This is a genomic window from Micromonospora sp. NPDC020750, from assembly GCF_044334565.1.
Lineage (GTDB): Bacteria > Actinomycetota > Actinomycetes > Mycobacteriales > Micromonosporaceae > Micromonospora.
The window spans coordinates 460,927-478,650 of sequence record NZ_JBIRTH010000001.1 but is presented as its reverse complement, the minus strand read 5'-3'; the positions used below and the strand labels follow the sequence as shown (position 1 = coordinate 478,650).

The 17,724-nt window shown below is 73.9% G+C and carries 15 protein-coding genes; 5 read left to right on the top strand and 10 right to left on the bottom strand.

Annotated features, from left to right (window positions below):
* Positions 1-6: 6 nt before the first annotated feature.
* From ACH4T9_RS02320 to eno, 5 genes are read right to left on the bottom strand one after another with little or no spacing between them, the layout of a single operon-like run.
* Positions 7-1,299 (bottom strand): hypothetical protein, encoded by a 1,293-nt coding sequence (locus ACH4T9_RS02320; RefSeq protein ID WP_396669394.1) that lies wholly within the window; start codon positions 1,297-1,299, stop codon positions 7-9.
* Positions 1,300-1,329: 30 nt separating this feature from the next.
* Positions 1,330-1,848, bottom strand: a complete 519-nt coding sequence (locus ACH4T9_RS02315) for an amino-acid N-acetyltransferase (protein WP_396669393.1) — start codon at positions 1,846-1,848, stop codon at positions 1,330-1,332.
* Positions 1,845-2,402, bottom strand: a complete 558-nt coding sequence (locus tag ACH4T9_RS02310) for a DUF501 domain-containing protein (protein ID WP_396669392.1) — start codon at positions 2,400-2,402, stop codon at positions 1,845-1,847. Before ACH4T9_RS02310 ends, ACH4T9_RS02315 begins: the two co-directional genes overlap by 4 nt.
* 38 nt (positions 2,403-2,440) lie before the next feature.
* A complete protein-coding gene (locus ACH4T9_RS02305) occupies positions 2,441-3,073 on the bottom strand; it encodes a septum formation initiator family protein (RefSeq protein ID WP_396669881.1) in 633 nt (210 codons plus the stop codon).
* Between the two features lie 35 nt (positions 3,074-3,108).
* Positions 3,109-4,392, bottom strand: coding sequence for a phosphopyruvate hydratase (gene eno, locus ACH4T9_RS02300; protein ID WP_396669391.1), 1,284 nt, complete (start codon positions 4,390-4,392; stop codon positions 3,109-3,111).
* 213 nt (positions 4,393-4,605) lie between these two features.
* On the opposite strand from eno, the gene ACH4T9_RS02295 reads away from it, so the two are divergent.
* From ACH4T9_RS02295 to ACH4T9_RS02285, 3 genes are all read left to right on the top strand, one after another.
* Positions 4,606-5,298, top strand: a complete 693-nt coding sequence (locus ACH4T9_RS02295; RefSeq protein ID WP_396669390.1) for a hypothetical protein — start codon at positions 4,606-4,608, stop codon at positions 5,296-5,298.
* The gene (locus ACH4T9_RS02290) at positions 5,295-6,146 is read left to right on the top strand and encodes an NAD(+) diphosphatase (protein ID WP_396669389.1); all 852 of its coding nucleotides are present in this window, start codon (positions 5,295-5,297) and stop codon (positions 6,144-6,146) included. The genes ACH4T9_RS02295 and ACH4T9_RS02290 overlap by 4 nt, the downstream gene beginning before the upstream one ends.
* 217 nt (positions 6,147-6,363) lie before the next feature.
* Entirely contained in the window at positions 6,364-7,824 is a 1,461-nt protein-coding gene (locus ACH4T9_RS02285) for a multicopper oxidase family protein (protein ID WP_396669388.1), read from the top strand.
* 56 nt (positions 7,825-7,880) lie between these two features.
* Here ACH4T9_RS02285 and ACH4T9_RS02280 read toward each other — a convergent pair whose 3' ends face one another.
* The 4 genes from ACH4T9_RS02280 to mfd all read right to left on the bottom strand — a co-directional run bounded on the left by ACH4T9_RS02280 (position 7,881) and on the right by mfd (position 15,278).
* Positions 7,881-9,500, bottom strand: coding sequence for a DUF885 domain-containing protein (locus tag ACH4T9_RS02280; protein WP_396669387.1), 1,620 nt, complete (start codon positions 9,498-9,500; stop codon positions 7,881-7,883).
* Between the two features lie 120 nt (positions 9,501-9,620).
* Complete coding sequence (locus ACH4T9_RS02275; RefSeq protein ID WP_396669386.1) at positions 9,621-10,604, bottom strand: nucleoside triphosphate pyrophosphohydrolase; 984 nt, start codon at positions 10,602-10,604, stop codon at positions 9,621-9,623.
* Positions 10,601-11,404, bottom strand: coding sequence for a hypothetical protein (locus ACH4T9_RS02270; RefSeq protein ID WP_396669385.1), 804 nt, complete (start codon positions 11,402-11,404; stop codon positions 10,601-10,603). The genes ACH4T9_RS02275 and ACH4T9_RS02270 overlap by 4 nt, the downstream gene beginning before the upstream one ends.
* A gap of 136 nt (positions 11,405-11,540) precedes the next feature.
* On the bottom strand, positions 11,541-15,278 hold the full coding sequence (gene mfd, locus ACH4T9_RS02265) for a transcription-repair coupling factor (RefSeq protein WP_396669384.1): 3,738 nt from the start codon (positions 15,276-15,278) through the stop codon (positions 11,541-11,543).
* A 599-nt stretch (positions 15,279-15,877) separates the two neighbouring features.
* Here mfd and ACH4T9_RS02260 point away from each other — a divergent pair.
* Positions 15,878-16,789, top strand: coding sequence for a cyclase family protein (locus tag ACH4T9_RS02260; RefSeq protein ID WP_396669383.1), 912 nt, complete (start codon positions 15,878-15,880; stop codon positions 16,787-16,789).
* Positions 16,790-16,901: 112 nt separating this feature from the next.
* Here the strand turns inward: ACH4T9_RS02260 and ACH4T9_RS02255 are convergent, their stop codons facing one another.
* The gene (locus ACH4T9_RS02255; RefSeq protein WP_396669382.1) at positions 16,902-17,156 is read right to left on the bottom strand and encodes a hypothetical protein; all 255 of its coding nucleotides are present in this window, start codon (positions 17,154-17,156) and stop codon (positions 16,902-16,904) included.
* Positions 17,157-17,417: 261 nt separating this feature from the next.
* Between ACH4T9_RS02255 and ACH4T9_RS02250 the strand changes: the two genes are divergently transcribed.
* Complete coding sequence (locus ACH4T9_RS02250; protein ID WP_396669381.1) at positions 17,418-17,645, top strand: winged helix-turn-helix domain-containing protein; 228 nt, start codon at positions 17,418-17,420, stop codon at positions 17,643-17,645.
* The last annotated feature ends 79 nt before the right edge of the window (positions 17,646-17,724 follow it).

The following is a 17,724-nucleotide window of genomic DNA, read 5'->3' as shown; positions in this document are numbered from 1 at the left end:
GCAACCCTACGGCAGCCGTCCCGCCCCGGCCGGCTCAGCCGTCCGCCCCGCCGCCGGACGGGCGCTCGATGATCGACGGCGACCCGCGAGGCGGAGCAGGTCCGGCAGCCACAGGAGCACGCCGGCGAGCAGCAGCGCCGACAGCAGCGGCAGCCGCCACCACCAGCGCACCGTGGCCGGGGGCGGGGCCGGCGGGTCGGCCACCCACGGGCGGGCGGTCTTCGACCAGGCCAGGAAGGCGTCGCCGACCGGGAGGACGCCGAGGGCGTACCGGCGGGTCCACGGGGTGTCGACGGGCAGGCCCACCAGGTCGCCGTAGTTGGCCAGCGCCCCGGCGAGCGCGGCGTCGCCCTGGGACTGGGCCGCGCCGAGGGTGACCACGGTGGCCGACAGGCTCACCCCGAGCAGCAGCGGCCCGGAGTCCACGTCGCCCGGCCCGTCCATGCCGTGCGGGTACTCGCGCACGGCCGGGCCGAGCCCGAGCGGCGTGGCCACGAACCGCTCCCGGAAGCGCAGGTACTGCTCGCGGGCGAACGCCGGGTCGACGTCGACCAGGAAGCGCTGGATGATGCTCTGCGACGTGGCCCGGGCCACCTCGGCCGGGGCACCGGAGGTCAACTCCACCCGGTGCGGCAGCAGCCCGGTCCCCGGGTCGAGGCGCTGTCGCACCCCGTCCAGCCAGCGCGTCACGGTGCCGGCGAAGCGGGGCGGGAGCAGCGCGTCGTGCAGCCGCAGCGAGGCGATCGCCACCGTCGAATCCACCGGCCACGCCTGCCCCGGGTACGCGGCCAGGTACGGCGAGGCGGACCCGTCGAACGCCGCCCCGACGGCCGCCGACGCCTCGGCGAACCGGGCCACCTCGGCCGGGTCGCGCCGGTCCGCCGGTTGCAGGGCGAGCACGCCGCCGCGCAGCCAGTTCGTCCAGCCCTGCCAGAAGATCCCGTACGCGGGGGTCAGGCCGGGGTCGAACGGTGCGGTGCCGTCCGGCGACTCCAGTCGGGCCAGGGCCCACCGGGCCTCGCGCAGGGCCGACTCCCGCAGGCCGGCCGGCTCGCGCAGGCCCAGCTCGACCCGGGCCAGCCCGTACAGGGCGTGGGCGAAGAACCACCCCTCCGGGAAGAGAGCCTGGGCGTCGGAGCCCGCGCCGTCGTCGAGCGCGGCGCGCAGGAAGGCGAGCTGTCGGGCCACCCCCGGCGGCTCGCCTTCCGGGCCGGCGGTGGCCGGCGCGACGAGGCGTACCACCCCGAGCAGGGCGGCGGCGCTCAGCAGCACCGCGCAGACCCGACGAACGACGCTCACCAGGACAGCATGACCGGGGTGATCAAGGGCTTAGAGGCGCAGCAGCATCCGGGTGTTGCCGAGGGTGTTGGGCTTGACCCGCTCCAGGTTCAGGAACTCCGCGACGCCCTCGTCGTACGAGCGCAGCAGCTGCTCGTAGACCGGCTGCGGCACCGGCGCGCCGTCGATCTCGGCGAAGCCGAACGAAGCGAAGAACCGGGTCTCGAAGGTGAGCACGAAGATCCGGGCCACCCCGATCTCCCGGGCCGCGTCGATCAGCTCGCCGACGATCCGGTGGCCGAGCTGCCGGCCCCGGTACGCCGGGTCCACGGCGACCGTGCGGATCTCGGCCAGGTCCTCCCACATCACGTGCAGCGCACCGCAGCCGACCACCGCGCCGTCGCCGTCGGCCACCACCCGGAACTCCTGCACGTCCTCGTACAGGGTGACGGTGGCCTTGCTGAGCAGCCGCCGGCCGTCGGTGTAGGTGTCCACCAGCCGCCGGATGCCCCGCACGTCGGAGGTGCGGGCACGGCGCACCACGAGTTCGTCGGACGCCGGCGTGGTCACTCGTCCGCCGGCACGTCCACGCAGGGGCCGGCGGCCCACCACTTCTCCACCAGCGCCAACGTCTCGTCGCCGAGCGGGTTGACCCCCGGGCCCGCGCCGAGGGCATGGCCGAGGTGCACGTGCAGGCACTTCACCCGGCCGGGCATACCGCCGGCCGAGATGCCGGCGATCTCCGGCACCTCGCCGATCGCGGCCCGGCGGGCCAGGTAGTCCTCGTGCGCCGCCCGGTACCGGGCGGCCAGCTCCGGGTCGGTGGCCAGCCGCTCGGCCATCTCCTTCATCAGCCCGGCCGACTCCAGCCGGCTGCACGCGGAGGTCGCCCGGGGGCAGGTCAGGTAGAACAGCGTCGGGAAGGGCGTCCCGTCCGTCAGGCGCGGGGTCGTCTCCACCACGTCGGGCAGGCCGCAGGGGCAGCGGTGGGCCACCGCCCGGGTGCCGCGCGGGGTGCGTCCGAGCTGGGCGGCCACCGCGGCCAGGTCGCGCTCGGTGGCCGGTTCCCGCTCCGGCGGGGGTACGGAGTCCGCCGCCGGGTGCTGCGGGGGTACGACAGTCACGGTGCCCATCTTTCGTCGGTGCTCTGGTGGTGCTGCGCTCACTGGCCGGGACGGTCGGCGTTCGCGGCCCGCACGCTCGACCACAGGGTGTCGTACCAGGGGTCGGGGGTCTGCGGCCGGGCGGGGGCCTTCCCGCCGCTCGCGTCCCGGGCCGCGCCGGCCGGGTCGTTGAGCACGATGACCGGGACCTCGCCGGGGTAGACCATGTAGAACCGCTCCCGGGCCTGGATGCGGATGTACTCCTTGTCCTGCCACTTGGCCGCCTCGACGGAGCGCTCGGCGATCAACTGCCGCTGGGCGGCCTGGGACGCCTCCATCCGCTCGATGTCCGCCTGCTGGTCCAGGTAGACCCGGACCGGGTAGGTGTAGGCGAGGGCGAGCGCGATCAGCACCGCGAAGAGCACGGTGGCCCGCCCGGTGAAGCGTCGGGGGTGGGGCGCGGAGAGCCGCTTCACGCTGCCGCCGGCCGCCGTGCGCCGGGCTGCGGCGGGACGGTTCGCGGAACGAACCTGGTCGGCGGCGCGGGCCGAGCCGGGCGACCGGCCGGCGGTGCGCGCCTCCGCGCGGACGCCGTCGCGGACCGACGCCCGGGCGCGGGCCCCGCCCGGTCGGCCGGTGCTACCCGGCCGGCGGGCGGGACGCTGACCACCCGGTGTGCGGCGCTGCTGCATCGTCACACCCCTCCCCCGAGGCTAACTGGGCGTTCTCAGGCGGAACGGTAACGCGGGAACGCGCCCGCCCCGGCGTACCGCGCCGCGTCGGACAGCTCCTCCTCGATCCGCAGGAGCTGGTTGTACTTGGCCACCCGGTCGGAGCGGGCCGGGGCACCGGTCTTGATCTGACCGCAGCCGGTGGCCACCGCCAGGTCGGCGATGGTGGTGTCCTCGGTCTCGCCGGAACGGTGGCTCATCATGCACTTGAAGCCGGCCCGGTGGGCCAGCTCGACCGCGTCGAGGGTCTCGGTGAGCGAGCCGATCTGGTTCACCTTCACCAGCACGGCGTTGGCGGACCGCTCCGCGATGCCCCGGGCGATGCGCTGCGGGTTGGTCACGAACAGGTCGTCGCCGACGATCTGGATGCGGTCGCCCAGGGCAGCCGTCAGGGTGGCCCAGCCGCTCCAGTCGTCCTCGGCCAGCGGGTCCTCGATGGAGACGATCGGGTAGTCACCCGCGAGCTTGGTGTAGTAGTTGCTCATCTCCTCGGCGGACTTGGCCGCGCCCTCGAAGGTGTACGTGCCGTTGTCGAAGAACTCGGTGGCGGCCACGTCGAGGGCGAAGACGATGTCGGTGCCGAGCCGGTAACCGGCCTTCTCGACCGCCTCGGCGATCAGGTCCAGCGCGGCGGCGTTGGTGGGCAGGTTCGGGGCGAAGCCGCCCTCGTCGCCGAGCCCGGTGGAGAGGTCCTTCTTCTTCAGCACGGACTTCAGCGCGTGGTAGACCTCCGCGCCGGAGCGCAGCGCCTCGCGGAAGCTGGGCGCGCCGATCGGCGCGATCATGAACTCCTGGATGTCGACGTTGGAGTCCGCGTGCGCCCCGCCGTTGAGGATGTTCATCATCGGCACCGGGAGCAGGTGCGCGTTCGGGCCGCCCAGGTAGCGGAAGAGGCTCAGCTCGGCGCTGCCGGCCGCCGCCTTGGCCACGGCCAGCGAGACGCCCAGGATGGCGTTCGCGCCCAGCTCGCCCTTGTTGTCGGAGCCGTCGAGGTCCAGCATCTTCTGGTCGATCAGCCGCTGCTCGCTGGCCTCGTACCCGATGAGCTGGTCGACGATCCGGTCCTCGATGTTCGAGACCGCCTTCTCGACGCCCTTGCCCTGGTAGCGGTCGGCGTCACCGTCGCGCAGCTCGACCGCCTCGAACGCGCCGGTGGAGGCGCCGGACGGCACCGCGGCGCGGGCGATCGTGCCGTCGTCGAGCCCGACCTCGACCTCGACCGTCGGGTTGCCCCGCGAGTCGAGAATCTCCCGGGCGACGATTCCCTCGATGGTTGCCACTGAGTCGCTCCTCGTATGTGTGGTTCCGGTCCGGTATGGGCCGCGACGGTGCGGCTGGGGCAGGTGTTGAACGCAGCGTATCGGGCGGGGGCTCGGCGCCCCGCGTCGCCCGGCGCACCGGCCCCGGGGGTGGACGTCGGACATTCCCGGATTCTCGGCCCTCAACCGGCAACCGGTTTGCGCGACGTGGACCGGTCGACAAGGCTGGTCGCCATGCCCGCCGTCTCGACCACGCTCCGCGCGCTCGCCCTGTCGGCCATCGCGTCACTATCCGTGACCGGCTGTCAGGCCCTGGACGACGCCGGCCGGGCGTTCGGGCGATCGGACCTGGTCAACGACATCGCCGCCCGGCTGGACCGGGCGTTGGAGCTGACCTACGCGGCCGACTACCAGATCTCCGGCGGCCAGGCCACCTCCATCGCCCAGACCCAGGACCCGGCCCGCTCGGTGTACGCCTGGCCGGGTGGGAGGCTGACCGTCGCCGCCGAGGCCACCACCCGGTGCGAGACCGGCACCGGCCGGACCGTGTGTACCCTGCTCGCCCCTCCCGTGACCACCGCGAAGCCCTCGGTGGTCCTGTTCACCGAGGCCGAGCAGCGCGGTCTGGTCACCCCGCCGGTGGTGGTGGGGCTGCTCGCCGAGGCCGCGCTCGACCCGGAGGCGGTCGTCGCCCAGAGCGGCACCACCCTCGCCGGGCACCAAGCGACCTGCGTCAACGTGCAGCGGTCGGCCGGCGACTTCACCGCCTGCGTGACCACGGAGGGCGTGCTCGGCAGCTTCACCGGCGAGCTCGACGGCCGGCCGACGGAGCTGGCCCTGACCCGCTACAGCGACACGGTCGACGGGGCGAGCTTCGAACTGCCGACCGGGGCCGTCGTCGTCGACCGCCGCTCCGCCGGCTCGTGACCACCCCGCCGACGCCCCGCCGGGGCGGGTTCGTGCCGGGGGCCGACCGGGCCGGGCCGCCGCAGCCCGGGGACCTCGCCCTGGCGGTCGCCGGACGGAAGCTGCTGACCGGCCCCGGCGGCCGGTTCCCCCGGGTGGCCGAGCTGCCCGCCGACAGCGCCTGGGTTCCGCTGGGCACCCTCGACGAGGTGCCCGCCTGGGGCGTCGAACTGGCCGACGAGCAGGCCCTCCCGGGCCGCTGGCACAGCTGGCGGACGCTGGCCGCCGAGCTGCCCGCCCCCCTGGCCGACCTGGCCGGCCGGGCGCTGGCCGTGCTCACCTGGCGGCGCACCCACCGATGGTGCGGGGCGTGCCGGGCCGAACTGGCCGACGTGCCGGGCGAGCAGTCCCGGCGGTGCCCCGACTGCGACCTGTACGTGCCGATGCAGCTCTCCGCCGCCGTGCTGGTGGCGATCACCCGGCCCGGGCCGGCCGGCAGCCCCGACGAGCTGCTGCTGGTGCGGCACGCGGACGGACCGCCGGAGCTGTGGGCGCTGGTCGCCGGGTACGTGGAAGCCGGCGAGTCGCTGGAGGCGGCGGCCCGCCGGGAGGTCGGCGAGGAGGTCGGGCTGACCCTCGGCGTGATCTCCTACTTCGGCAGCCAGCCCTGGGCGGTGTCCGGGCCGGGGGTACTGCTGGCCGGCTTCACCGCCGCCGCCGCCGACCCGGCCGTCGAGCCGGTCGTCGACGGGAAGGAACTGGTGGAGGCCCGCTGGTTCCCGCTCGACGCGCTGCCGGCTGAGCTGCCCTCGGCGTACTCGATCTCCCGGTGGCTGGTCGACCACGTCGCCGCCCGCCCGACGGGCTGACCGACCGCGGAGGGGGTCCTCCGGCCCTGACCGGCAGGGCCCTGCGGTGGCCCCCGGCGGGCATCGGGGTACCCGAATGATAGGGGTCACCTCACGGCGGTGTTCCCGGCATCATCGGTGCCCCGGGGGCAACAGCCCGGTCAACGGGCCGTCGGCGTCGGCCGGAACCTCCCCGGACCTCTCCCACGACGCGCACCCCTCCCACGAAAGGACCACCGTGTCCACTCGTCGTCAACTGCTGCGCCTCGGTGCGGCATCGGGCATCGTCGGCGCAACCGGTGGCCTGGTGAGCCTCGCCGGACGTGTCGGCGCGGCTCCCGCCACGGCGGCCCCCGCCACGTCGGCGGCCCCGGCCGTGACCCCGTTCACCGTTCCGCTCACCGTGCCGCAGACCCTGCGGCCGGTGCTGCGGACCGCCACCACCGACTACTACTCGGTCACCATGCACCGCCGGCGGTTGGAGATCCTGCCGGGCTCCCGCACGGAGGTGTACACGTACAACGGCGACCTGCCCGGCCCGACGATCCGTGCCACGTCGGGCCGGCGGGTGGTGGTGCGGCAGCGCAACCGGCTGAACATGCCGACCGCGGTGCACCTGCACGGCGGCGCCACCGCGCCCGGTGACGACGGCTCTGGTGACGCCACGATCCCGCCCGGCGGGGAGCGGACCTACACCTACCCCAACCGGCAGCCGCACGCCACGTTGTGGATGCACGACCACACCCACCACATGGAGGCCGAACACCTCTACCGCGGCCTGTCCAGCCTCTACCTGCTCAGCGACCGCACCGAGGCGGCGCTTCCGCTGCCCCGCGGCGCGTTCGACGTCCCGCTGGTGCTGCGCGACGCGCACCTGGACGCCGACGCCCAGCTCGTCTGGACGATGGACGACGCCGACAACCGGACCACCCTCCTGGTCAACGGTCGGCCCTGGCCTCGTTTCCAGGTGCAGGCCCGCCGCTACCGCTTCCGCCTGGTCAACTCCAGCAACCTGCGGTTCTTCCTGCTGCGGCTCGCGGACGGCGGGGAGATGACCGTGATCGGCTCCGACGGTGGCCTGCTGGAGGCACCGGTCACCACGCCGTACCTGCTGCTGTCGCCGGGCGAACGGCTGGAAGTGGTGGTCGACTTCGCGCGCTACCAGCCCGGCACGTCGGTGGTGTTGCAGAACCTGATGGGGCCCGGCCCGGCCGAGCAGGTCGGCCAGGTGATGCGCTTCGACGTCGTACGCGCCACGGCGCCGGACCGCAGCTCGGTGCCGCAGCGGCTGCGCACCCTGCCGCCACTGCCCACGCCGACCGTGCGGCGCAACATCGAGCTGCGGATGGACGAGCCCGGCACCGGGCACCAGGCGTACATCGACGGGAAGGTCTTCGACCCGGCCCGGATCGACACCACCGTCGCCTGGGGCAGCACTGAGGAGTGGACGGTGACGAATGCCAACGCCCTCATGCCGCACAACTTCCACATGCACCTGGTGCAGTTCCGGGTGCTCGACCGGGGCAACGCCCCGGCCGATCCCACCGAGGCCGGCCTGAAGGACACCGTGCTCCTCTGGCCCGGTCAGACCGTACGGCTCCAGGCCACGTTCGACACCTGGCGCGGCGTCTACCCGTACCACTGCCACATGGTCGACCACAGCGCGATGGGGATGATGGCCCAGCTCAGAATCGTCTGATCCGGCCGGTGTGGGTTCCCCTGCCGACGGTCGGTCGTCGGCAGGGGAACCCTCGGTCACACGCCGAGCAGGGTGCGCAGGTGGCGCGGGGGCGGGCAGTCGTGGGCGAGCATCGCGTCGTGCCACCCGCGCACCGACACCCCGTCGGGGCGCAGCGCGGCGATCTCCGCGATCTCGCTGTACCCGACGAAGTAGGTGGAGAGCTGGGTGGAGGTGAGCAGCGCCCGCCGCCACTTGCCGGCCGCCTCGCCCTCCTCCTGGAAGCCCCGGCCAATCATCAGCGCCATCGCCTCGGCCTCGGGCAGGTCGTCGCAGTGCACGAGCTGGTCGAGCAGCGCGTTGATGGTCATCCGGAGCTGCATCTTGAGCTGTTGCAGCCGCACCGGCAGGCCGCCAAAGCCGAGGCCGGCCATCAGCTCCTCGGTGTAGACCGCCCAGCCCTCGATGAACGTCCCGGACTCGGCGAGCGCCCGGACCCGGGTGCGGCCGTCGTACCGGCGGGCGTGGGCGAGCTGGAGGAAGTGCCCCGGCATCGCCTCGTGCACGGTCAGGTTGCGGATCATGTGGTCGTTGTACTCCCGGTAGAACGACTCGACCCGCGCCGCCGGCCAGTCCGCCGGGGTGGGCGCGATGCAGTAGAACGTCGGCACGTCCGCCGTCTCCAGCGGGCCGGGCGAGTCGCAGTACGCCACCGCCACGCCCCGGGCGAACTGGGGCATCTCCTGGATCACGCACGGGTCGTCGACCAGGGTGACCAGGTCGCGGGCGCGGACGAAGTCGGTCGCCTCGTCGAGGGTGACCGAGGCCAGGTCGACGATGGTGTGGTCGTCGGGGTGCTCGGCGGCCAGCAGGTCCAGCGCCCGGCGTACCGCCCCGTCGTCGCCCGCGCCGCCGACCAGCTCGACGGCCGCCTCGCGGATCTCGGCGGTGACCCGGTCCAGGTTGGCCCAGGCTCGGCGCTGCACCTCGGCGGCGCCCAGCTCCGTGTCGAGGGTGTGCCAGAGCCGGGCCTCCCAGCGCCGCCGGCCGAGCCGGGGGTCGCGCCCCGGGCCGGCGTCGGCCGCCAGGCCAATGCGCAGCCAGGCCACGAACTCCTCCAGCGCCGCGATCGCCGCGATCGCCGCCGGCTCCACCCGGTCGTGCAGCGCGGGCACCTCGGCCAGCAGCCGGGGCACCTCGTCGCGGACCAGGGCCGCCGTGCCGGTGAACTGCCCGACCGCCGTCTCGGCGTGCACCCGGGGCATGTCCCGCAGCGTCGCGCGCGCGGTCGCCAGGGCGTCCGGTACGGCCGCGAGCCGGCCGGCCAGGCTGGTCAGCCGCACCTCGGCCGGGGCGTACGGGCGGGCGAGCAGCGCGTGCAGCAGCGGGCCCGGGTTGTACAGCAGCGGATCCCACTCGGGCGCCCGGATCTCGTCGGCCTCGAACAGCTCCCGGTCGACCAGGGCGGTGAGCAGGGCGTGGTCGACCCGCTCCTCGACGTCGAGAGCGTCCGGGTCCAGCTCGGCGAGCGCGTCGGCGGCGTCCCGGAGCATTTCCCGGTCGGCGGCGACGGCAGCGGCGGACAGGTCCGGTAGCCGGTCGTCGCACCGGTGGTCGCCGGCGGACGTGGCGAGGCCGGGCCGGCTCTCCAGCAGGGCGTCGACGATCCGTTCGGCACGGGGTGCGAAGGAGGACATGCGACGACCCTAGCGGGGAGCCGGCACCGGCGTCCGCCGTCGGTGCGGCCTTCCGTGCCGGGCCGAACGCCGCCGTCCAGCCCGGTGGGGCCTGCCGCGCCCGGTCCCGCTCCGGCTCTGTCAGTCGGTGCCGGTGGCCCGTTCGGCGGCGCGGAAGGCGTCCGCGTACGCCAGGGCGGCGCGGCGCAGCGCCGCCTCGGGGTCCAGGCCGGACTCCCGGGCCGCCGCGACCGTGGCCAGCAGGCCCGCGCCGAGCCGCGCCTCCGGGTCGACCTGGGAGTCTGCCAGGGGCACCGGGACGGCCAGGCCGACGCGGGCGGCCCGCTCAAGGATCTTGTTGGCCAGGGCGAGCGCGGGCAGGCTCGGCGCGATCCCGTCCAGCACCGAGTCCCGGGCCTTCTCGGCCCGCTTGATCCGCTCCCAGTTGGCGGTGATCTCGTCCAGGGTGGTGGCCCGGTCGTCGGCGAAGACGTGCGGGTTGCGCCGGACCATCTTGTCCACCAGGCCGCCGGCCACGTCGTCGACGTTCCACCGCTCGCCCTCGGGCAGTTCCTCGGCCAGCCGGGCGTGCAGCAGCACCTGGAGCAGCACGTCGCCCAGCTCCTCGCGGAGCGCGTCGGTGTCGTCTGCGCCGATCGCGTCGTACGCCTCGTAGCACTCCTCGATCAGGAAGCCGGCGAGGCTGCGGTGGGTCTGCGCCCGCTTCCACGGGTCACCGCCGGGCGAGGCCAGCCGGTCCATCACCTCGACGGCGTCGAGCAGCCGGGCCCCGGGCGGGTCCCACGAGCCGTACATCAGTTCCAGCTCGGCCAGGCCCGGCTCCCGGGCCAGCCGCAGCCCGAGTTCCCGGGCCAGCGTCTCGTCGCCCACCGGGCCGGCCAACCAGACCACCGCGCCGTGCGCCGCCGCCGCCTCCAGCAGCGCCTGCGTCGCCGGGCCGTCCGGCACGGTCACCGTGCCGCCCGCCGCCCGCACCGCGGCGGTCAGCTCGCTCTCCGCCCCGGCCAGCACCGGGTTGCCGCGTACGGCGTCCCAGGCGGCGGCGGTCAGCAGCCCGACCGGGAGCCGGGGCGAGGTGACCAGCAGGACGATCCGGGCCGTCATACCCCGGGGGTCGCCGGGGCAGCCGACTCCGTGGCCGGGGCCTCGGGGGTGGAGATGTCGGTGACCGGGCCGTCCTGGCCGATGTACGGCAGCGAGTAGAAGACCAGCGACTGACCGGTGCTGACCACCGACGGCACGCCGATCGGCCGGTACCGGGGGTGGATCGAGGTGCCGGCCTTCTCCGCCTCCTCCTGGAGGGCCGAGCTGAGCGCGGTGGCCCCGCGCACGAAGCTGCCCCCGCCGCCCTCGCCGGTCTCGCCGAACGCCTGCCGGACCTCGGCGACGCTCAGCCCGGACTGGATCGCCCCGGTCTTCTCGATGGCGCCATAGACAGCCATGATCGACTTGTCGCTCACCTCGACCGGGGGCAGCTTCGCGCCCAGCACGGCGGAGATGTCCACCCACTCGCCCCACAGCTTCGCGTACTCGGCGGCGGCCGGGATCCGGAGCTGCTGCTCCAACTGCTCCGGCTTGACCTCGTCGGGCACCTGGAGGCCCTGCGCGGCAACCACCCGCTTGCCCAGATCGATGCTGACCAGCAGGTTCAGCACGTCCTGCCGGGTCACCGAGGTGCGCAGCTGCTCCGGCGACGGGGTGGCCCCGGCCTGCCCGACCTCGGCGCTCACGGCGGCGGCATACATCGCCTGGGCGTTGTCGTAGATCTCGTCCACCCGGTCGACGGAGTACCTCGTGTCGCCGACGTACGCGGCGACGTCCGGCGCGGACTTCCCGCACGCACCGAGGGAGAGGGCACCGAGGGCCGCGACGCTGGCGGCGGCGATGAGACGGCGAGCACGCATGTCCGTCACTCTCTCATGCGTGCCCACCGGCCATGACGCCGCCCACCGCCCGGCGCTGGTCAGCGCGCGCCGCGCCACGCCCCGTGCTGCGCCCCCGGCCCGGCCCGCCGAGGCCCGCCCCGGCCCGCGAGCCGGCTCACCGGGCGCCGGTCCCGGCCGGCCGGGCCGCGGGGGCCGGATCGCCGAGCACGTCGGAGAGGAGCTGCGCGCACCACTGGAGCAGCGCCTGGTCGCGCAGCGGCTCGCCACCCATCCGGCGGGTGCTCGGCCGGGGCACGCTGACCTGGTCGTTCGCGGACTTGTAGACCGAGTCGGGGTGGTACCGCTTGAGCCGGAGCTGCTTCGAATCGGGCAGCGGCAGCGGGCCGAACCGAAGGTGCTTGCCCTGCATCGAGACGTCGGTGAGGCCGTACCGGCGGACCAGCAGCCGGAACCGGGCCACCGCGACCAGGTTCTGCACCGGGGCGGGCGGCTCGCCGTACCGGTCGGTCATCTCGGCGACCACCTCGCGCAGCCGCTCGTCGTCGCGGGCCTCGGCCAGCTTGCGGTACATCTCCAGGCGCAGCCGCTCCACCGAGACGTAGTCGTGCGGCAGGTGCGCGTCGACCGGGAGATCGATCTTGACGTCGGCCTCCTCCTCGGGACGCTCGCCCTTGAACGTCTGCACCGCCTCGCCGACCATCCGGACGTACAGGTCGAAGCCGACGCCCTCGATGTGGCCGGACTGCTCACCGCCGAGCAGGTTGCCCGCGCCCCGGATCTCCAGGTCCTTCATCGCCACGTACATGCCGGCGCCCAGCTCGGTGTGCTGGGCGATGGTGGCCAGCCGCTCGTGGGCGTGCTCGGTGAGCGGCTTCTCCGGCGGGTAGAGGAAGTACGCGTACGCCCGCTCCCGGCCCCGGCCGACCCGGCCCCGGATCTGGTGCAGCTGGGACAGGCCGAGCAGGTCGGCCCGCTCCACGATCAGGGTGTTGGCGTTCGGGATGTCGATGCCCGACTCCACGATCGTGGTGCAGACCAGGACGTCGAACTCCTTCTCCCAGAAGCCGACCATGACCTTCTCCAGGGCGTCCTCGCCCATCTGGCCGTGCGCCACCGCGACCCGGGCGTCGGGCACCAGCTCGCGGAGCCTCCGCGCCGCCTTGTCGATCGACTCGACCCGGTTGTGCAGGTAGAACACCTGGCCGTCGCGGAGCAGCTCGCGGTGGATGGACGCGGCCACCTGCCGCTCGTCGTACGCCCCCACGAAGGTCAGCACCGGATGCCGCTCCTCCGGCGGGGTGGCGATGGTCGACATCTCCCGGATGCCGGTGATCGCCATCTCCAACGTCCGCGGGATCGGGGTGGCCGACATGCTCAACACGTCGACCGAGGCGCGCAGCGTCTTCAGGTGCTCCTTGTGCTCGACGCCGAAGCGCTGCTCCTCGTCGACGACCACCATGCCGAGGGACTTGAACCGGGTGGCGGTCTGGAGCAGCCGGTGGGTGCCGATCACGATGTCGACGGTGCCGTCGGCGACCATCTCCAGGGTCCGCTCGGACTCCTTCGGCGTCTGGAAGCGCGACAACTGCCGGATCTCGACCGGGAACTGGCCCATCCGCTCGGCGAACGTGTTGTAGTGCTGCTGCACCAGCAGGGTGGTCGGCACGAGCACCGCCACCTGCTTGCCGTCCTGGACCGCCTTGAACGCCGCCCGTACCGCGATCTCGGTCTTGCCGTACCCGACGTCGCCGCAGATCAGCCGGTCCATCGGGACGGTCTGTTCCATGTCCCGCTTGACCTCCTCGATGGCGGCCAACTGGTCGGGCGTCTCCTGCCAGGGGAAGGCGTCCTCCAGCTCCCGCTGCCACGGCGTGTCGGGCCCGAACGCGTGCCCCTTGGACGCCTTCCGCGCGGCGTAGAGCTGGATGAGCTGGGCGGCGATCTCCTTGACCGCCTTGCGGGCCCGGGCCTTGGACTTCTGCCAGTCCGAGCCGCCCATCTTGTGCAGGGTGGGCTGCTCGCCGCCGACGTACCGGGAGAGCTGGTCGAGCTGGTCGGTGGGGACGAACAGCCGGTCGCCGGGCTGGCCGCGCTTGCTCGCGGCGTACTCGATGACCAGGTACTCCCGGGACGCGCCGTTGACGGTGCGCTGCACCAGCTCGACGTACCGGCCGATGCCGTGCTGCTCGTGCACCACGTGGTCGCCGGCCTTCAGCTCCAGCGGGTCGATGGTGTTGCGCCGCCGGCTCGGCATCTTGCGCATGTCCCGGGTCGAGGTGCCCCGGCCGCCGGTGACGTCGTTGCCGGTGAGCAGCGCGAACCGGGACGCCTCGTCGACGAACCCGCTGGTCAGGCCGCCACAGGTGACCAGCACGCCGCCGGGCTCGGGCGCGTGCGGGACCTCCTCGGCGAACCGCGCGCCGAGGCCGGCGTCGCCCAGCACCTCGACGGCCCGCTGGGCGGGGCCGTGGCCCTCGAAGACCAGCGCGACCGACCAGCCCTCCCCGGCCCAGCGCTTGAGGTCGTCGACGAGGCGGGGGGTCTCGCCGTGGTACAGCGGGGCCGGCTGGGCGGCCAGGGTCACCGCGATCGCGTCGTCGGGCGTGACGTCGACCTCGGTCGGCCCGTCCTCCCAGGGCTGCGGAGCCGGGGCAGTGGCGTCCGCCTCCACCAGGCCGAACGGGGCGAGGGTCCACCAGGGCCGGCGCAGGGCGCGGGCGTGCGCCCGTACGTCGGCCAGGGTCTTGAAGGCGGCGGCCCCGAGGTCCACCGGGGCCTGGCCCCCGACGGCGGCGGCGGCCCAGCTCGCCTGGAGGAACTCGTCGGAGGTACGGACCAGGTCGTGCGCCCGGGTGCGGATGCGCTCGGGGTCGCAGAGCAGCACGTGGGTGCCGGCCGGCATGCAGTCCAGCAGCAGCTCCAGCGAGTCCGCGCCGACCAGCGCGGGGGCCAGCGACTCCATCCCCTCGACCGGGATGCCCTCGGCGAGCTTGTCCAGGATCTCGGCCAACTCCGGGTGCTCGGCGGCGAGCGCGGCGGCCCGCTTACGCACGGCCGGGGTGAGCAGCAACTCCCGGCACGGCGGCGCCCAGAGCAGCGGTACGGCCTCGATGGTCCGCTGGTCGGCGACGGCGAAGGTGCGGATCTCCTCCACCTCGTCGCCCCAGAACTCGACCCGGGACGGGTGCTCGTCGGTGGGCGGGAAGACGTCGAGGATGCCACCGCGCACCGCGAACTCACCGCGCTTGGTGACCAGGTCCACCCGGGCGTACGCCATGTCGGTGAGCCGGCGGGCGACGTCCTCCAGATCCGCCTCGTCGCCGACCGCGAGCTGTACGGGCTCAAGGTCACCGAGGCCCTTGAGCTGCGGCTGGAGCAGCGAGCGGACCGGCGCGACGACCACCCGCAGCGGACCGGCGCGCCCATGCGCGTCGGCGGCGTCGGGGTGGGCGAGCCGACGCAGCACCGCCAGCCGCCGGCCGACGGTGTCGGAGCGGGGCGAGAGCCGCTCGTGCGGCAGCGTCTCCCAGGACGGGAAGACGGCGACCTGCTCGGCCTGGAGCAGGCTGCCCAGCGCCGAGGCCAGGTCGTCGGCCTCCCGGCTGGTGGCGGTCACGGCCAGCACGGGCCGCCCCGCGCCCCCGGCGGGCCCTCCCTCCGGCCCTGCACCCAGATTCGGCCTCCCGTCGGGCCCCGCACCCGGGGCCGGCCTCCCGTCGGGTACGGCGGCTCCGGCCGGGTCGGCGGCGACGGCGGCGACGGCGAACGGGCGCAGTGCCGCCGGGGCGGTCAGGTCCAGCCCGTCGACCTGCGCGGCACCGGAGCGCGCCAGGTCACGCGCCCGGGCCAGCCCGGGATCGGCCAGGGCGGCGGCGAAGAGTCCGGTGAGCAATCTGATCACTTCCCAGCGACGCGGTCGTGGCACACGACAGTTCCCCCACGCCCGGCCCGGACGGGGGGTTGACAACACCCCACCCTATCCCCGTCCCCCCACCCCCACCCCCCTCCCGCCCTCCCCACCCACCCACCCCGAGCCCCCGTGGGCGCGCAAATTCACGGAATTAGTGGTGTCAGACCCCTCCCGAGGCCACGAATTCCGTGAATTTGCACGGCCTGGGGGCGTATGGGGTGAGGGCGACGTCCATCTGCCGCAGGCCTACCCGCCCTGCCCCGCCGGGCGGCGCGGCGCGGCCCGGCGCGGCCCGGCACAGGGTGCGGGGCCGCCCGGCACAGGGTGCGGGGCGGGGCGGCACAGGGTGCGGGGCGGGGCGGCACAGGGTGCGGGGCGGGGCGGCACAGGGTGCGGGGCGGGGCGGCACAGGGTGCGGGGCGGGGCGGGGTGCGGGGCGAGGGCGGGGGCGTGCTCGATCCGGGGGGGGAGATAGAGGGCCGGTCGCGAGGGAGGCCGCTGTTTCCGTGATCAAGCGCGATCCTGGCCTTTGCCGGGAACAATCTTGACCGGCGGCTTCGGGGCGTGGTCGAGTCCGAGGCATGACGGGACAGTGGCGGGCGCGGTTCGACGCGGAGGTGACCTTTGCCAATGGCGGGAGCCTGCGGACGGAGGGGTTCCGGCTCGACATTCCGGGGCAGGACATCGGCGACGACGAGTTGGCCGCGCTGTTCGTCCGGCACCTCGGGCTGCTCATGGTGGCCGAGGTGCGGATCCGAGAGAAGCAGGTCGTCGAGGAGCCGCACCGGGGCGGCCGGGGTACCGCCGGCCCGGCACCGGGGGAGCGGCTGCTGCTCGAGCTGAGCCACGTGATCAGCGACGGCATGACCACGCTGCCCGGCTGGCCGACGCCCAGGATCACCGAGTGGCTGACCCGGGAGGCGTCCCGGGCGAACTACGCCCAGGGCACGGAGTTCCAGGTCGGCCGGATCGACATGATCGCCAACACCGGCACGTACCTGGACACGCCCGCGCACCGGTGGGCCAACGGCCCCGATCTCACCGGCGTCCCGCTGGACCGCCTCGCCGACCTGCCGGGAATCGTGGTCCGGGTGCCCGCCGGCACCCGCGCGGTGGACCGCCTGCTGCTCGCCCCGTACGAGGTGGCGGGGCGGGCGGTGCTGCTGGACACCGGCTGGTCCGCGCACTTCGGCACCGACCGGTACGCGTCCCCGGACGCGCCGTATCTGACCGGGGACGGCGCGGCGTGGCTGGTCGAGGCGGGGGTGGCCCTCGTCGGCATCGACTCGATCAACATCGACGACATGAGCCCGGCAGCTCGGGGTGAGCGCCCGGCGCACAGTGGCCTGCTGGCGGCCGGGATCCCGATCGTGGAGCACCTGACCGGTTTGGACGCGCTGCCCCCGACCGGCTTCCGGTTCACCGCCGCGCCGCCGAGGGTGGCCGGGATGGGCACCTTCCCGGTACGCGCGTTCGCCGTCCTCGACGCCTGACCACCACCCGCTTCCGAAATCAGCGACAGATCCCGCACATCGAGGTCTTCCGCCGCGCAGCCACCTCGATGTCACGCATCTTGAGTTGACCTTGCCAATGTCGAGCCGGCCGTCAGGCAGCCCGCATCGCGCCGGAACTGAGACCCGCCAGCAACCGCCGGGAGATGCGGGCGAGCGCACGCGACTGCGCCCGGTCGATCGGCCAGCGCTCGACGTGCTCGCCGGCGGAGAGTTCGAGCAGCAGACCGGACGGCGGGGTGGGTCCGACGTCCATCCGCCACAGGCCGAGTCGCACCTGGAACACCTCGTCGCCGCGGACCGCCGCGTCGATCAGGTGGGACAGGTGCAGCCACCCGACACGGCGCAATCGGCGCCGCGAAGACACCAGGACGGGTGGGGATGGTTCGGTAGGTTGCTCATGGGCCGGGCTCCTTCCCGGTCAAGGCCTGGGGAGCGGAGTGCCACCTCCACCCCGGGCCGCCCTTTGTTCAGTAGGCAGAACCTGCCACGGTTGCCCGCCACAAAGCTAGCACTACCTGTCATGTTAGGCCAGTACCTGAGCGCACTTTTCATTGACGCTTCGCACCAACCGTGATCACATGGCCTTACCTGCCACGGAAGTAAGCCCATGCCTGCGTACACGAAGAAACAACGACTCATCGAGACCCTGACCGAGCGCATCGAGTCGGGCGAGTATCCACCGGGAGCAAAGCTGCCCTCCGGCACGGAACTGTGTGCCGAGTTCAGCGTCTCCCGCCAGGTGGTCCGCTCGGCGATCGACTGGCTCAAGGCTCGCGGGCTGGTCGAGGGCGCCCCGGGCGCCGGGGTGTTCGTGCGGGAGCCCGACGGTCGGTAGCGCACGCTGATCCGGCGCTGCACGGAGTCGACGACGGACTCTCCCCGTACCGGATGATCAACTGTGGGTCGGTGTGGCC

Coding starts and splice junctions, on each gene's coding strand:
- ACH4T9_RS02305 (WP_396669881.1), bottom strand. CDS start 3,073: ATGCAGCAGCGCCGCACACCGGGTGGTCAGCGTCCCGCCCGCCGGCCG.
- ACH4T9_RS02295 (WP_396669390.1), top strand. CDS start 4,606: ATGCCCGCCGTCTCGACCACGCTCCGCGCGCTCGCCCTGTCGGCCATC.
- ACH4T9_RS02280 (WP_396669387.1), bottom strand. CDS start 9,500: ATGTCCTCCTTCGCACCCCGTGCCGAACGGATCGTCGACGCCCTGCTG.
- ACH4T9_RS02275 (WP_396669386.1), bottom strand. CDS start 10,604: ATGACGGCCCGGATCGTCCTGCTGGTCACCTCGCCCCGGCTCCCGGTC.
- ACH4T9_RS02270 (WP_396669385.1), bottom strand. CDS start 11,404: ATGCGTGCTCGCCGTCTCATCGCCGCCGCCAGCGTCGCGGCCCTCGGT.
- ACH4T9_RS02260 (WP_396669383.1), top strand. CDS start 15,878: ATGACGGGACAGTGGCGGGCGCGGTTCGACGCGGAGGTGACCTTTGCC.
- ACH4T9_RS02250 (WP_396669381.1), top strand. CDS start 17,418: ATGCCTGCGTACACGAAGAAACAACGACTCATCGAGACCCTGACCGAG.